14 protein-coding genes are annotated in these 14414 nt (G+C 49.8%); 13 read left to right on the top strand and 1 reads right to left on the bottom strand.

Going from position 1 to position 14414, the window contains the following annotated elements; genetic code table 11:
* Positions 1–59 precede the first annotated feature (59 nt).
* The 4 genes from DPQ22_RS07650 (at position 60) to DPQ22_RS07635 (ending at position 2562) form a co-directional block, all read left to right on the top strand.
* Complete coding sequence (locus DPQ22_RS07650) at positions 60–461, top strand: hypothetical protein (RefSeq protein WP_150214713.1); 402 nt, start codon at positions 60–62, stop codon at positions 459–461.
* Positions 462–686: 225 nt separating this feature from the next.
* A complete protein-coding gene (gene yajC / locus DPQ22_RS07645) occupies positions 687–1025 on the top strand; it encodes a preprotein translocase subunit YajC (RefSeq protein WP_150214711.1) in 339 nt (112 codons plus the stop codon).
* A gap of 204 nt (positions 1026–1229) precedes the next feature.
* A complete protein-coding gene (locus tag DPQ22_RS07640; protein WP_150214709.1) occupies positions 1230–1616 on the top strand; it encodes an Mth938-like domain-containing protein in 387 nt (128 codons plus the stop codon).
* Between the two features lies 1 nt (position 1617).
* The gene (locus DPQ22_RS07635) at positions 1618–2562 is read left to right on the top strand and encodes a phytoene/squalene synthase family protein (protein ID WP_190323184.1); all 945 of its coding nucleotides are present in this window, start codon (positions 1618–1620) and stop codon (positions 2560–2562) included.
* A gap of 140 nt (positions 2563–2702) precedes the next feature.
* Here the strand turns inward: DPQ22_RS07635 and DPQ22_RS07630 are convergent, their stop codons facing one another.
* Positions 2703–4610 carry a SurA N-terminal domain-containing protein gene (locus tag DPQ22_RS07630; RefSeq protein WP_150214705.1) on the bottom strand — a complete coding sequence of 636 codons (1908 nt, stop codon included), beginning with the start codon at positions 4608–4610 and terminating at the stop codon, positions 2703–2705.
* Between the two features lie 226 nt (positions 4611–4836).
* Between DPQ22_RS07630 and tpiA the strand changes: the two genes are divergently transcribed.
* The 9 genes from tpiA to DPQ22_RS07585 all read left to right on the top strand — a co-directional run bounded on the left by tpiA (position 4837) and on the right by DPQ22_RS07585 (position 14413).
* Positions 4837–5604 (top strand): triose-phosphate isomerase, encoded by a 768-nt coding sequence (gene tpiA, locus DPQ22_RS07625; protein WP_150214703.1) that lies wholly within the window; start codon positions 4837–4839, stop codon positions 5602–5604.
* Positions 5605–5782: 178 nt separating this feature from the next.
* Positions 5783–6196 carry a preprotein translocase subunit SecG gene (gene secG / locus DPQ22_RS07620; RefSeq protein WP_150214701.1) on the top strand — a complete coding sequence of 138 codons (414 nt, stop codon included), beginning with the start codon at positions 5783–5785 and terminating at the stop codon, positions 6194–6196.
* Positions 6197–6563: 367 nt separating this feature from the next.
* Positions 6564–8189 (top strand): CTP synthase, encoded by a 1626-nt coding sequence (locus DPQ22_RS07615; protein ID WP_150214698.1) that lies wholly within the window; start codon positions 6564–6566, stop codon positions 8187–8189.
* A gap of 111 nt (positions 8190–8300) precedes the next feature.
* Positions 8301–9170, top strand: coding sequence for a 3-deoxy-8-phosphooctulonate synthase (kdsA, locus tag DPQ22_RS07610; RefSeq protein WP_150214696.1), 870 nt, complete (start codon positions 8301–8303; stop codon positions 9168–9170).
* Positions 9171–9290: 120 nt separating this feature from the next.
* Positions 9291–10586, top strand: coding sequence for a phosphopyruvate hydratase (gene eno / locus DPQ22_RS07605; protein WP_150214694.1), 1296 nt, complete (start codon positions 9291–9293; stop codon positions 10584–10586).
* A 181-nt stretch (positions 10587–10767) separates the two neighbouring features.
* Positions 10768–10983, top strand: a complete 216-nt coding sequence (locus DPQ22_RS07600; RefSeq protein ID WP_150214692.1) for a hypothetical protein — start codon at positions 10768–10770, stop codon at positions 10981–10983.
* A 357-nt stretch (positions 10984–11340) separates the two neighbouring features.
* A complete protein-coding gene (locus DPQ22_RS07595) occupies positions 11341–11670 on the top strand; it encodes an FtsB family cell division protein (RefSeq protein ID WP_150214690.1) in 330 nt (109 codons plus the stop codon).
* A 278-nt stretch (positions 11671–11948) separates the two neighbouring features.
* Positions 11949–12989, top strand: a complete 1041-nt coding sequence (gene pdhA / locus DPQ22_RS07590; protein WP_150214688.1) for a pyruvate dehydrogenase (acetyl-transferring) E1 component subunit alpha — start codon at positions 11949–11951, stop codon at positions 12987–12989.
* An 11-nt stretch (positions 12990–13000) separates the two neighbouring features.
* Complete coding sequence (locus tag DPQ22_RS07585) at positions 13001–14413, top strand: pyruvate dehydrogenase complex E1 component subunit beta (RefSeq protein WP_150214687.1); 1413 nt, start codon at positions 13001–13003, stop codon at positions 14411–14413.
* The last annotated feature ends 1 nt before the right edge of the window (position 14414 follow it).

Below are 14414 nucleotides of genomic sequence, written 5' to 3'. Positions count from 1 at the left end.
GATGGAAGGCTCTTTTTTTTGCGCCTATATCTTTGTCGATAAGACAGGGAGATTGGTGTATGGGCAATAATCATATTATTACGCACGATATACGTGTTGGTAAAAATGCCGCAGAAGATGATGATTTATTACAGGAATGTTTTATCGATAGCGGTGCCTGGACAGAAATTTTGGATAAAAGGGAATATAAATATGTCTTGCAAGGGAGAAGCGGCGCCGGAAAAAGCGCTATTATCAGGCGTATAAGGGAAGAAAAGGCAGATAAAGAGAAATTCTTGCAATGTATTTTTGCGCTTTTATATCGCGTGGGCGCGATTGGGCTCAAAATTCGTGCAACAGACAAAGTACAATATAGTTATTTAAATGATGTTTTGGTAGAAGAAACAGATATAAGAGCCGATACAGCTATATATGTTGTGAAAATGCTGCATAGCTATCTGGATATAAAAATTCACGGCTAAAAGAAGCAATTATATTATGATTATTTCTACCTGAGATATTTAAGACAGTGACATAAAATTGCGGTAGAAAGAGTTTGCCAAAAGATAAATTTGTGTTAGATAAAAATGTAATTGTGTGAAACCGGGTAAGATCCGGCCGGTTGACGGCGCTGTCGGGCAGATATTATTATCTGATATATTATTTGCGCGCTTGCCGCAAAATTTTGCCTCTATAAGGAGTTTGGAATGTCGTTTATCGCGCCTGCTTATGCTGCCGCAGGGGGGGGGCTGCCGGAAGGGGTGGGCATGTTTATCCCTCTGGTTTTGATTTTCGTTATTATGTATTTTTTGATTATTCGCCCGCAGCGCGCGCAAATGGCGAAGCATAAAGCCATGGTTAATGCGGTGCGCCGCGGCGATATAGTGGTGACCAGCGGCGGTATTGTCGGCAAAGTCAGCAAAGTTTACGATGATAATGGTGAAATTGATGTAGAAATTGCCGAAAATGTGCGGGTGCGCATTATTCGCGGCACTTTATCGGCCGTGCGCTCCAAGGGTGAAACTGCCGAATCCGCCAAAGCATAATCAGCCTTTTGAGGCCAGGTGAGACTGCATTTTGATCTGCCTCCTGCTGTTGATATTTGTAAGCTTTGTTGCGGTAAAGAGCGGGGCGCAGCTAAAGGAAATGCCGCCTTTACCGGGATTTGTAAACTGGAATAAAGCCCTGTTATCCGGGGCTTTCAACCTTACTGGCTGAGGCTCGTGCCGGAAATTGCAGGAGGCAGGCCTATGGCCGGCGGTATAGAAATACGGAAAGCGCATTTTCCCGGCCGGGCGCCGGTTGAAGCTTATGGTAATGGCGGTTTTCGGTTCGCCGATATGTCGCATCGCGGCTCTATTTTATGCTTGCCTTCGGGTATATATGGCTGGCAGCCGCAGGCAAATGTGCCGGATAGTAAGGATTTGGCGCGTATATTACAGGAAGCCGCCACTATAGAAATTTTATTTATCGGCACCGGCACAGTAATGAGATCACCGGCACCGCAAATTATGCAAATATTACAAGCTCATAATATTGCTGCTGAAATTATGACTACTGGGGCAGCCGCGCGCAGCCTGAATATTTTATTAAGTGAAGGGCGCGCTGTGGCTGCCGCTCTTTATGCGGTGGAATAGTATGAAGGCGGCTGAAACTTATTGTTTGCAACTGTTACGCAGCCGTGCTTATGAATTATATTTCGCCGTTCTTTTTGCTCCCCCGGCTAAAAGGGGAGCTTTGGCGGCGCTTTATGCCTTTCATCTGGAAATTTTGCATATTGGCGAGCAGGTGCAAGAGCCGTTATTGGGGGAAATGCGGCTGCAATGGTGGCGTGACAGCCTGATAGAGGCCCTTAAGAAAGACACACAACATATTGCAGAGAAAGAACAAAATTCGGTTAAAACTTTGCCGGTAATGGCGCCGCAAAATCCGGTGATTGCGGCAGTGACAGCGGCAATTAACCGGTATAATCTGCCGCCGGCAGATTTTTTGTGCCTTTGTGAAGCGGCGCGTTTCGATTTATATCATGATATTATGCCGAGCCGCGCAGCTTTGGAGACTTATTGCACTGCGCTTTATGGCACGGTTTTACAACTGGCCTGTAGGATTTTGCAAGGAGAAACAGGCGATTTAGCTGACAAAACCTGCCGGCATGGCGGTATAGCTCAAGGTCTGGCCGCACTTATACGGCATTTGCCGCGCACTCAGCGGCAAGGAAAAATCTATATTCCCGCTGATATTTTGGCGAGCGTGGGGGCAGATGAGCAAAGCTTACGGAATAGTGTAGTGAGGCAGGATCCGGCAGAAAATCCGACAAAACGGCATAAGATTATTATAGAAAAGCGCAAAATTGCGATTGCGGCAATTTTCGCCTGGTTTCATGAGCATTATAAGGCTTTTATCCCGGCGCAAAAATTATTGCCTGCCGGTTTTCGCCCGGCTTTTTTGCCTTTGGCGGTTTTGCCCGCTTCCATCAAGCAGGCGGAAAAGCAGCAGGAAGCCGTTTTTACTACGCCGATTATCATCTCCCCTTTATGTAAACAGGCGAAAATCAGCCGCGCTGCTTTTTTCAACCGGTTCTGATTTATAATTTTTGTTAGAGTTTTGCTGTATCCCGCACTTATCAAAGTGATTTTTGCCGTAAGTCGTGCCTTTTATCTTCACCGCTGCGAGGCGGCGATATAGAGCAGCAATAATCAAACAGGCCGTTTGAGTGACAATCATCACTCCTGCGCCTGCATAAGCCTGTCATAGACAGTTTTATTGATGCGAACCGGTGTTTGCAAAGCCTGGGCGGCAATATAAAGATTAAGAAAATCCAGCGCTGAACGCGCCGAAATATTGGCCTGTTCTTCAGCCGAAAGCAAATTGCGGCTTGCATTTTGCGGCTCAGTGACGGCATTAACGCGGAAAACAAGGCGGCTATTATCGTTTGCTCCAATAGTCAGGCCGCTTTCGCCTTTAACTACGGAAAATATGGCAGATATTGCCGCCTGACCGAGTTTTTCATCAACCGGATTGCGGCGCAAATTATCTCTATGATAAAGCGTTAACTTATTCCGCCTGGCCAACTCGGCAAAATTCTCCCCTTTATTCAAGGCTTTGGCCAGTTCTGTGGCCTGATTATCCAGTTTTTGCTGCTGTTGTTCCTGCTGCCATGCGGCAGTGACCTGAGCCTTTACCTCATTTAAAGCAGGCTGGCGCGGCGGGATAATTTTGTCAATATTATACCAGAGGTAACCCCCATTATTTAAATTGAGCGGATCGGCATCAATATTTTCTGCCGCCGCAAAAATATTGGGCAGTAAGGCAGTCTTTTGTGGAAAATCGACAGCCTGTCCCTGCGGGTTATTGCCACTTTCGTCCAGGGTGACAAAATGCAGAGGCAAATTATATTGTGCGGCAATATCTTTTAAACTGATACCGTCAAAGCGGGCATCTTCAATTTTTTTGCGATAATCCGGCAAGGCCGCGGCGGCGTTTTTCTGCGCAATATCCTGGCGGATCTGGGCGCTGACAGCGGCCAGGGCTTTTGGCCTGGCCGCCTCAATCTGCTGCACATAAACCAGAACCGGGCCTCGCAGATCATCAATAACGGCGCTCACTGTCCCCCGCGGCAGAGCAAAAACTTCTGCGCCAAGCAAAGCCGGCAAATCTGCCTGGGCAACTGCTTCTTTATGCTCGCTTTTATTTGCCGGCTGCTCAGCATAGGCAGCAAAAGCCTGAGCCGGCTCCCGGCCGTTTTTTATCGCTGTTTCTATAGCGGCATAAGCAGAGTCGGCCGATTTTTTATCGGCAAAGCGGATAAGATCAAAACTGCGTTTTTCCGGGCTTGCCAGATAAGAATTTTTATGTGTGCTGTAATAAGCAGCAACAGCCGCGTCATCAATACTATCTGTGCCGGCAATATCCGGCGCCGACAGGCTGATATAGCTGATTTGCCGGTATTCAGGGGTTTTAAATTGTTCGCTATTGGCCTTGAACCAGTTGGCCAGGCTCTCCGCCTCAGGCGCAGCGCCGGCGCCAATAGCAGCGGCTGTCAGTTCGACATAATCCACATTGCGCGTTTGCAGCTGATACAGAGCCAAAGCCCGGTAAAATGTGTCAGGCGCATCAAGCCCTTCTTGCAAAGTGGCGACAAGCTGGCTGCGCAAGGCGCCTTTCACATAAAAATTATCAAGAAAATCATCACGCTTTACCCGCAAATTTTGTAAATAGAAATTAAAGGCGCCAAGGTCAAATTTGCCGTCCGCACCGCTAAAAAGCGGATCTTTCCCCAGTAAAGCGGCAATATTCTTATCCGACAGGCCGAGCTTCATCTGCCCGGCCTCAGTATCCAGCACAAGATTGTCATAAAGTCCGCGGAAAACCGCCTGCTCCAGGCCAAGGCGCCGGATTTCGTCAGGCGTCAAATACCGGCCGATACGCATGGATAAACGTAAAACCTCATTGCGCAGGGCCAGATCATAGGCAGAGGCGCTGACTGACCTGTCCTTTGTCGCCATCAGCGTATCATCACCGCCTGCCTGAAAAGCGCTTTGCCCGCCCCAGGCGATAAAACTGAGCAGGACAAGACACAGTAATATTTTGGCCGGCCATGAATTAACGGCAGAGCGTAGTTGATCCAGCATAATAACCCCGTTTATTCTTTGCAGAAATTAAGCCTGCGACCTTATCGATTTGCCCCAAACAGGCAAAATATGCAAGCCGAAACAATAAAATTTCCATATTTCTTAAGGGTAAGCCGGGCAAAATTGCTAAAAAAGCTTGCGCCGGCGATTTTGCAGAGATAATTTCAGCCTGAATCAAGCACTAATCAGGTAATTGGGCCGCAGGCTGTTTTTCGGGGAGAATATTATGACAAAAGATTCTATGCTTATTGCCGGCAACTGGAAAATGAACGGTTTGAGCGCGGCTCTGGCTGAATTGCAGGCAATAGCGGCCGGCTTGCCGGCGGCCTGCGCTCAGGCTGATATTGCGGCGCTTGTCTGCCTGCCGGCCAGCCTGTTGTCACGCGGGGCAGAAGCGGTGAGAAACAGTCGTCTGGCTTTGGGCGGACAGGATTGCCATTTTGCCGATAGCGGCGCGCATACGGGAGATATTGCCGCGCCCATGCTGAAAGATGCCGGTGCTTCTTATGTTATTGTCGGGCATTCCGAGCGGCGGGCAGATCATTGCGAGACTGACGAGCTTATACACCGAAAGGCGGAAGCCGCCTGGCGCGCCGGTCTTGTTGCTGTTCTCTGTGTCGGTGAAACATTGGAGCAGCGTGAGCAAGGCGCGGCGCTGGAAATTGTCGGCCGTCAGTGCGAGGCCGCCATTCCCGCCGGCGCGGCGGCTGATAGACTGGTTATTGCTTATGAGCCTGTCTGGGCTATTGGCACCGGTAAAGTGCCGACCAGAGATAATGTGGCGGAAATGCACAATTTCATTCGGCAAAAACTGCACCGGCGGTTTGGGGAAATGGGCGAAAAAATCCGCTTGCTCTATGGCGGTTCGGTGAAGCCGGATAATGCGGCTGCCTTATTATCTGTGCCGCATGTGCATGGGGCGCTTATTGGCGGCGCCAGCCTTAATCACAAGGATTTCCTGGCTATTATTGCCGCGGCGGCAACTTTGCCGTAAGCCGGCTCAAGGCGCAGTATTGCACTATTTGCCTCGCTGCTCTATAGTGCATTGCCGCGGCGGGGTGTTTAGTAAGAGGCCGCGAACTGTTTATAACAGCCTGCAAAAGCGGGGCTGTAGGCTGTAAAGCCGCCGCCGGCCGGTGTGAATTTGTCAAAAAAAGGTAGAGCCTTAATCTATGCAAACGCTTATTATCACGATTCATTTGCTTATTGTGCTGGCGCTTGTTGGCGTTATTCTCATTCAGCGCTCGGAAGGCGGCGGTCTGGGGATTGGCGGCGGCTCAGGCTTTATGACGGCGCGCGGCACCAAAAATGCGCTGACAAGGCTGACAGCGATTTTGGCTGCCTGTTTTTTCCTGACTTCAATTACATTGACCGTTTTGCAGCTTGTTCCCGGCAGAAACGGTTCCAATATTTTACGGCAAATTCCCACGCAAGAGCAGGAAGAGCAGCCCGGCAATTTGCTTGACCAGTTAGGCGGGGCAAAAACGACAGCGCCTGCTGCTGATAATCAACCGGGAACGGGAAGCACTATGCCGGGCAGTAATGCGGCGCCGGCAGAACCGGCAGAGAAAACCGCTGCGCCGTAATGAGATGGCAGGCTGCAAAGCCCTGAAATGGGGAGGCCGCAAGCTTTGGGGGCAGAATATCAGCTCTGCGGGGCGCAATATTTTGCCAAAGCGGGTCGCGCTGCGAAATTGTTCCGGATATTATAGCCTTAGACAAGGCGCGCTGCCTGCTTTTGCTGCTGCCGGGGCGGTTTTGGGCCGGGGCCGTGCCGCGGCAGCGTGTGTAACAGGCTGTCCTTTATGCCGGCGGAGCATCTGGGCATTGGCCGCCTGATTTTTCGGCCTGATTGGTGATTTGTTTCATTTCGGCATATTTTCCGGTTAATTAATGTTTTTTTGCCGGAAAGTTTTTGACAAAAATCAGCGAAGAGTTTAAGAATATACACCCATGGTGCGATATGTTTTTATTACTGGCGGCGTGGTTTCCTCTCTGGGGAAGGGTGTCGCTGCGGCAGCTCTGGCGGCGCTTTTGCAATCTCGCGGCTATCGGGTGCGGATTCGCAAGCTTGATCCCTATCTCAATATAGATCCCGGCACAATGTCTCCCTATCAGCATGGGGAAGTATTTGTGACTGATGACGGTGCCGAGACGGATCTTGATCTTGGCCATTATGAGCGTTTTACCGGCCGCTCAGCCAGTAAAAATGACAATATCACCACCGGGCGGATTTATCGCAATATTATTGAGCGCGAGCGCCGCGGTGATTATCTGGGGGCGACTGTTCAGGTTATCCCCCATGTGACAGATGAGATTAAGAGCTTTATCACCCGGGATAATAATGGCTATGATTTTGTCCTGTGCGAAATTGGCGGCACAGTCGGCGATATTGAAGCCATGCCGTTTCTGGAAGCCATAAGACAGTTGCATAATGAGCTGGAGCCGCGCTCATCTGCCTTTATGCACTTGACTTTAATGCCTTATATTCCCACGGCCGGAGAGTTGAAAACCAAGCCGACCCAGCATTCTGTCAGAGAATTGCAATCTGTCGGTATTGCGCCTGATATTTTGCTGGTCAGGGCTGATCGGCCAATCCCCGAGGAAGAGCGGCGCAAACTTTCTTTATTCTGCAATGTTCGCCCTTCTGCCGTTATTCAGGGGCTTGATGTCGCTTCTATTTACGATGTGCCCATTGCCTATCAGCGCGAGGGGCTGGATAAGGAAATTCTGGCGGCTTTCGGGCTTGCTGCCGACAAACAGCCGGATATGAGCAAATGGGAAAATATTGCGCGCAATATTCATAATCCGGGGGGGGAAGTTACTATTGCGGTTATTGGTAAATATACCGGGCTGAAAGATGCTTATAAATCGCTGGCGGAAGCTTTGGGGCATGGCGGTCTGGCCAATAATGTTCGTGTTAATTTAAAATGGATTGAGGCCGCTGTTTTCGAGCAGGAGAAAAATATTGCATCGCATTTAACCGGGGTAGACGGTATTTTGGTGCCGGGCGCCTTTGGTGCGCGCGGGGCAGAAGGCAAAATTGCCGCTATTCGTTATGCGCGTGAGCATAATATTCCGTTTTTCGGCATTTGTTTTGGTATGCAAATGGCCTGTATTGAAGCGGCGCGCAATCTGGCGGGCATTAAAGACGCCTCTTCCAGCGAATTTGGCAAAACAACTGAGCCGGTTGTTGGCCTGATGACAGAATGGCTGAAAGGCAATGCCCTGGAAAAACGTTCGCAAAGCGGCAATCTGGGCGGGACAATGCGTCTTGGCGCTTATGAGGCCGTTTTGAAAAAAGGCTCACATATTGCTGAAATTTATGGCAAAACAACTGTTTCTGAGCGGCATCGCCACCGCTATGAGGTGAATACGCATTATCAAAAGCAGCTTGAGGCTTGCGGGCTTGTTTTTTCCGGTATGTCGCCGGATAATATTCTGCCTGAAGCGGTAGAATATAAAAACCACCCCTGGTTTATTGCCGTGCAATATCACCCTGAATTGAAATCGCGTCCTTTTGAGCCGCATCCTTTATTTGCTTCTTTTATTGCTGCGGCGGTAAAATATGGCAAATAATCGGGCTTTGCGGCGGGATCAATGGTTTCTGTATATAAACCGGCAAAGCGGTAAAAATAAATTGCATCAAATGTGATTCCGTTTAAACAGGATTATCAGGCGGGTTGGATTATGAGCGATAATGGAAAATTGCCACCGGGTGAAAAACGGCCTAATGCTGTTATCAGGCTGGGCAATGTCACTTTTGCCAATAAAGCGCCGCTGGCGCTGATTGCCGGCCCCTGCCAGATGGAAAGCCGCGCCCATGCTTTTGATATGGCTGGGCGGTTGAAGGAAATTACCGCTGATCTGGGCATTGGTCTGGTTTATAAATCAAGCTTTGACAAAGCCAATCGCACATCATTGTCGGCGCAGCGCGGTATCGGCCTGGAAAAGGCGCTGGAAATTTTTGCCGAATTAAAGCAGGTTTTCGATTTTCCGGTAATTACCGATGTTCATACAATAGAGCAATGTGCCTTGGTCGGCGCTGTTGCCGATATTGTGCAGATTCCGGCTTTTTTGTGCCGGCAGACAGATTTGCTGGTGGCGGCTGCCAAAACAAAGCGGGTTGTCAATATTAAAAAAGGGCAGTTTCTGGCACCGTGGGATATGAAAAATGTTCTGGCAAAAATTGTCGAAAGCGGTAATCCGAATGTTATGGCCTGTGAAAGAGGGGTCTCCTTTGGTTATAACACTCTGGTTTCGGATATGCGCGCGCTGCCGATTATGGCGCGTTTTGGCGCTCCGGTGATTTTTGACGCCACGCATTCCGTGCAGCAGCCCGGGGGGCTGGGCGGTGCAAGCGGCGGCCAGCGGGAATTTGTTGAAGTGTTGGCGCGCGCCGCGGTAGCAATAGGGGTGGCGGGGCTGTTTGTTGAAACACATCAGAATCCGGATAAAGCGCCTTCAGACGGGCCGAATATGGTGCGGCTTGAGGATATGCCGGCTATGCTGGAGCGCTTGCTGGCTTTTGATCGGATAGCCAAAGCGGCAGGTCAATAAATTCTGTCGGGCTGGGGCCGGCAGTCAAGAAAATGCTGTTTTGCTGATATATAATCGGTAAAGTGGAAAGAGGGGATATATTGGGTCTGGCTGACAAATTTGTCGTAAAGGGAGGTTTCTATGACTGTTATTGCCAATATTATCGGCCGCGAAATTTTGGATAGTCGCGGCAATCCGACAGTGGAAGTGGATATTGTGCTGGAAGACGGGGCTTTTGGCCGGGCGGCAGTGCCTTCGGGTGCGTCGACGGGTGTGCATGAGGCGGTGGAGCTGCGTGACGGCGGCGCTCGTTATCAAGGCAAGGGGGTTGAAAAAGCTGTTGCCGCCGTTAATGGGGAAATTGCCGATGAAGTTATCGGTTTTGACGCAGAAGAGCAAATTGCTCTTGATAAAATGATGATTGATCTGGACGGCACTCCGAATAAAGGCCGTGTAGGGGCCAATGCGATTTTGGGTGTGTCGCTGGCTGCGGCCAGGGCGCAGGCAGCCTCCAGCGGTTTGCCGCTTTATCGCTATATTGGCGGCACTCAGGCGCATATTCTGCCAACTCCGATGATGAATATTATCAATGGCGGCGCTCATGCCGATAATCCTATTGATTTTCAGGAATTTATGATTATTCCTTTTGGTGCGCCGAGCTTGCGTGAGGCTGTTCGCTACGGGGCTGAGGTTTTTCATTGTCTGAAAAAACGCCTGAAAGATGCCGGGCATAATACGAATGTCGGTGATGAAGGCGGTTTTGCTCCGGGGTTGAAAAGCGCAGAAGAAGCTTTGAAATTTATTGTCGATTCCATTGCTCAGGCAGGCTTTACGCCGGGCAAGGATATTGCTCTTGGCCTGGATTGTGCTGCCAGCGAATTTTTCAAGGACGGTCAATATATTTATAAGGGAGAAGGTGTAACCCGTGATATTGCCGCCCAAACGGAATATTTGGCCAAATTAAGCAGGGAATTCCCGATTATTTCTATTGAGGACGGCATGGCCGAAGATGATTGGGACGGTTGGCGGCATTTGACCAAAGCCATTGGGGCAAAATGTCAGCTCGTGGGTGATGATTTGTTTGTGACCAATTCTGCCCGCTTGCGTGAGGGTATTGAGAAAAATGTCGCCAATTCCATTCTCATAAAAGTGAATCAAATCGGCACATTGAGCGAAACCCTTGATGCTATTGAAACAGCGCATAAAGCCGGTTATACGGCCATAGTATCGCATCGTTCCGGTGAAACGGAAGATTCTACTATTGCCGATTTGGCGGTGGCGACAAATTGCGGGCAAATTAAAACCGGCTCGCTCTCACGCTCGGATCGCATGGCGAAATATAATCAGCTGATTCGTATTGAGGAAGAATTGGGTAATCAGGCACATTATGCCGGCATATCCGCTTTCCGCCTTGCCGATTGGCCAATGGATAAGTAATATTTTGGCGGCAGGCAGCAGAGGCCGACCGGTCTCTGCTGCCTGCTGTTATTTGTGAATCTCCGGGACGGAGCTTATATCTGCCTTGGAATGAGGTGATTTCCCTCATTATGGGCTTTCCTGCCGATTGTTTTTTCAGTAATGCCGGTGGTTTGCCCGGTAATTGGTTTGGGGAAGGCCTATGGAAAACAGCGATTTTGATAAAAGAGCAGAATATAGAAGAGAATCCGGTTATTTTACTATCGGTTTCAAATTAGCTTTGGGGGCAATGGCGGCTTTTTTCTGTGTGATGATGATATTATTTGTGCTTTCAATAGTGTTTGCGGGGATAATATCCGTGACCATGGCCGATGCAATAGCTTATCAATCTATCCCCCATATCAAGGGAAAAGGATAAGCAGGAACAGGGTCAAACAACAATATCAGGGGCAGAGCCTGTTGGGAAAAACCAGACAGGCTGGCGGTTGTTTTGTCGCGAATATTGTGATGGTGTGATAGCGCAATCCGCGCAGGAACAGGCCGGTGGTGTGCGTGGTATTTAGCTTGTCCAACAGGGGCGAAGCTGCTCTGCCAATCCCTATTGGCAGGGGAAACAGGCTCTAAAGAAAGCAGCCTGTTTTGGTTAATTATCTGCCGGGCGGCTATTATGCCGTTTTTCTAAGAAAATCTTAAACAAACTGCGTTACAGCACTCCCTTGGAGCTGTTGCTTTAGCACAGTGCAGGTTCGGGTTAGACAATTACCGGAAATTTTTAATGTGGACAAAACAAAAGCGTCGGACAAATAAAGGCCGTTTTATTTTGCCTGTTTTTACCGTGGCGGTTTTATCTTATTTCGCTTATCACATTTATCACGGTGAATATGGGCTGGAATCAGGTAAAGCGGTGGAAAAGCGCATTGTTTCGCTTAATGCGGAATATCAAAAATTAACGGCGGGGAATTTATTGCTGAAAAAGAGAATTGCTTTATTGCAGGACGGCAAAATTGAAAAAGACAGTTTAGATGAATATGCGCGGCGTAATTTAAATTTTTCCCGGCCGAATGAATTGACAATTATCACCTCAAAAGAAGATGCGGCTGACTAATATGAGTCGCTGCCGGGGAATCGGCGCTATTTGCTGTGGCGGCTCAGCCGGTCTTATAAAACCGGGTGGAGCTGTTACCGGGCGTGCGGCTTTCTCCGTCTATCCTACCTCTGCAAAATCTGCCTGTTTGCGCCTTGCTGTTTATGAAAATCGGCCTTCAGGCGGTCTGATTATGCCCTTTTCCGGCCCGGAGCAGCCATTGTATTTTTTCAAAACAGATAGCTTGTATATTAGTGCAAAGGCGTCTATTTTGAGACAAAAGAACAGGGAGCAAAATTATGGTAGAGAAAGCCGGAAAAAGAGCTTTCAAAAATTCAGGCGCAGTTTTGCCTAATTATAAATCCGCCCCGCCGCCGGCCGAATTTACCAGACAGGAAGAGCTTGATGCCTATCGCGATATGCTGCTTATCCGGCGGTTTGAAGAAAAGGCGGGCCAGCTTTACGGCATGGGGGAAATAGGCGGTTTTTGCCACCTTTATATCGGCCAGGAAGCCGTTATTGTCGGCATGAAAAAAGTGACCGGAGAAGGAGATCAATTTATCACTTCTTATCGCGATCACGGTCATGCTCTGGCGCTTGGTTGCGCGCCGCGCGCCGTTATGGCTGAGCTGACCGGGCGTCAGGGCGGCGTGGCCAAAGGCAAAGGCGGCTCAATGCATATGTTTTCCAAAGAGAAGAATTTTTACGGCGGTCACGGCATTGTTGCAGCGCAGGTGCCGCTGGGCACGGGTCTGGCTTTTGCCAATCAGTACCGCGGCAATAATAATGTGGCGCTGGTTTATTTTGGCGATGGGGCGGCCAATCAGGGGCAGGTCTATGAAAGTTTCAATATGGCCGCTTTGTGGAAATTGCCGGTTATTTATGTTATTGAAAATAATCGTTATGCCATGGGCACATCTGTTGCCCGCGCTTCGGCCGAAGTGGATTTTTCCCGCCGCGGCATTTCTTTCGGGATTCCCGGAATGGCGGTAGACGGTATGGACGTCTGTGCCGTTGCCTCGGCTACGGAAGAGGCGCTTGCCTTTGCGCGCGCCGGCAAGGGGCCGGTATTGCTCTCTGTCGAGACTTATCGTTATCGCGGCCATTCCATGTCGGATCCGGCCAAATATCGCTCCAAGGAAGAATTAGATGAAATACGCCGCGATCATGACCCTATTGATCAGGTGGCAAAGCGTTTGCTGGCCAAAGGCTGGGCGGTTGAGAATGATTTGAAATCCATTGATAAAAATGTGCGGGCAATTATCGCCGATGCGGTTGATTTTGCTGAAAAAGATATTGAACCGGAAGAGACGCAGCTTTATGCGGATATTCTGGCGTAAGAGAGGAAAAAATGGCGATAAATATTTTAATGCCCGCTCTCTCCCCCACTATGGAAGAAGGTAATCTTGCCCGGTGGCTGAAAAAAGAGGGAGATAAAATTGCCGCAGGCGATGTGCTTGCTGAAATTGAAACCGATAAGGCAACAATGGAAGTGGAAGCAGTCGATGACGGCGTATTAGGTAAAATTCTTGTTCCGGCAGGCACGGCCGGGGTAAAGGTGAACACCGCTATTGCTGTTTTGCTGGAGGAAGGTGAAACGGCAGAAAATATTAAGGTGCCTGCCCCTGCAACTGCCGACAAGCCCGAAGACAGACCGGCACAAGCCGATAAGGCCGTTATCGCTGCTGCCCCGCAAGCTGCTATTGCTGCTGCACCGCAGGCAGAAGCAAAGCCGGCAATAGCAGCGGCACCCGACCCGGCTCTCCCCGCCGGCACGGAAATGGTTTCTATGACAGTGCGCGAAGCGCTGCGTGAGGCTTTGGCAGAAGAAATGCGCCGCGACAAAGATGTTTTCCTGATGGGGGAGGAAGTTGCTCAATATCAGGGCGCTTATAAAATTTCACAAGGTCTGCTGGAAGAATTTGGCGCGCGCCGCATTGTTGATACGCCGATTACCGAGGCCGGTTTTGCCGGGTTGGGTGTTGGCGCGGCTTTTGCCGGTCTGCGGCCGGTTGTTGAATTTATGACTTTTAATTTTTCCATGCAGGCGATTGATCATATTGTCAATTCCGCTGCCAAAACACATTATATGTCGGGCGGGGAGTTGACTGTTCCTGTTGTCTTTCGCGGCCCTAACGGCGCCGCCGCCCGGGTGGCCGCCCAGCATTCGCAATGCTATGCCGCCTGGTATAGCCATATACCGGGGTTGCGGGTTATTGCCCCTTATCACGCGGCCGATGCCAAAGGTCTGCTCAAAGCCGCTATCCGCGATAATAATCCCGTGGTTTTTCTGGAAAATGAGCTGCTTTACGGGCATGAATTTGCTGTGCCCAAGCTTGATGATTTTGTTCTGCCTATTGGTAAAGCGCGCTTGCATAAAGCGGGCAGGGACGTAACGCTTGTTTCTTTTGGCGCCGGTATGAAACATGCCGTGGCAGCGTTGGAAGAGCTGGCTTCCCTCGGCATTGACGCGGAATTGCTGGATTTGCGCACTATCCGCCCTATGGATATGCCGGCGATTATCGAATCGGTAAAAAAGACGGGACGGCTGGTGACCGTTGAAGAAGGCTTTCCGCAATCTTCTGTCGGAACGGAAATTGCCACCCGTGTCATGCAGCAGGCTTTCGATTGGCTGGACGCGCCGATTATCACCATTGCCGGCAAAGATGTGCCCATGCCTTATGCGGCTAATCTGGAAAAGCTGGCTTTGCCCAATGTGCAAGAGATTATTGAGGCCGTTAAAACGGTCACCTATAAGGCATAGA

This window comes from Candidatus Tokpelaia sp. (assembly GCF_008636115.1).
In the GTDB taxonomy this organism is placed as follows: domain Bacteria; phylum Pseudomonadota; class Alphaproteobacteria; order Rhizobiales; family Rhizobiaceae; genus QLZD01.
Note: the sequence above shows the minus strand (reverse complement) of the source record. Positions and strands in the feature narration are given on the sequence as shown.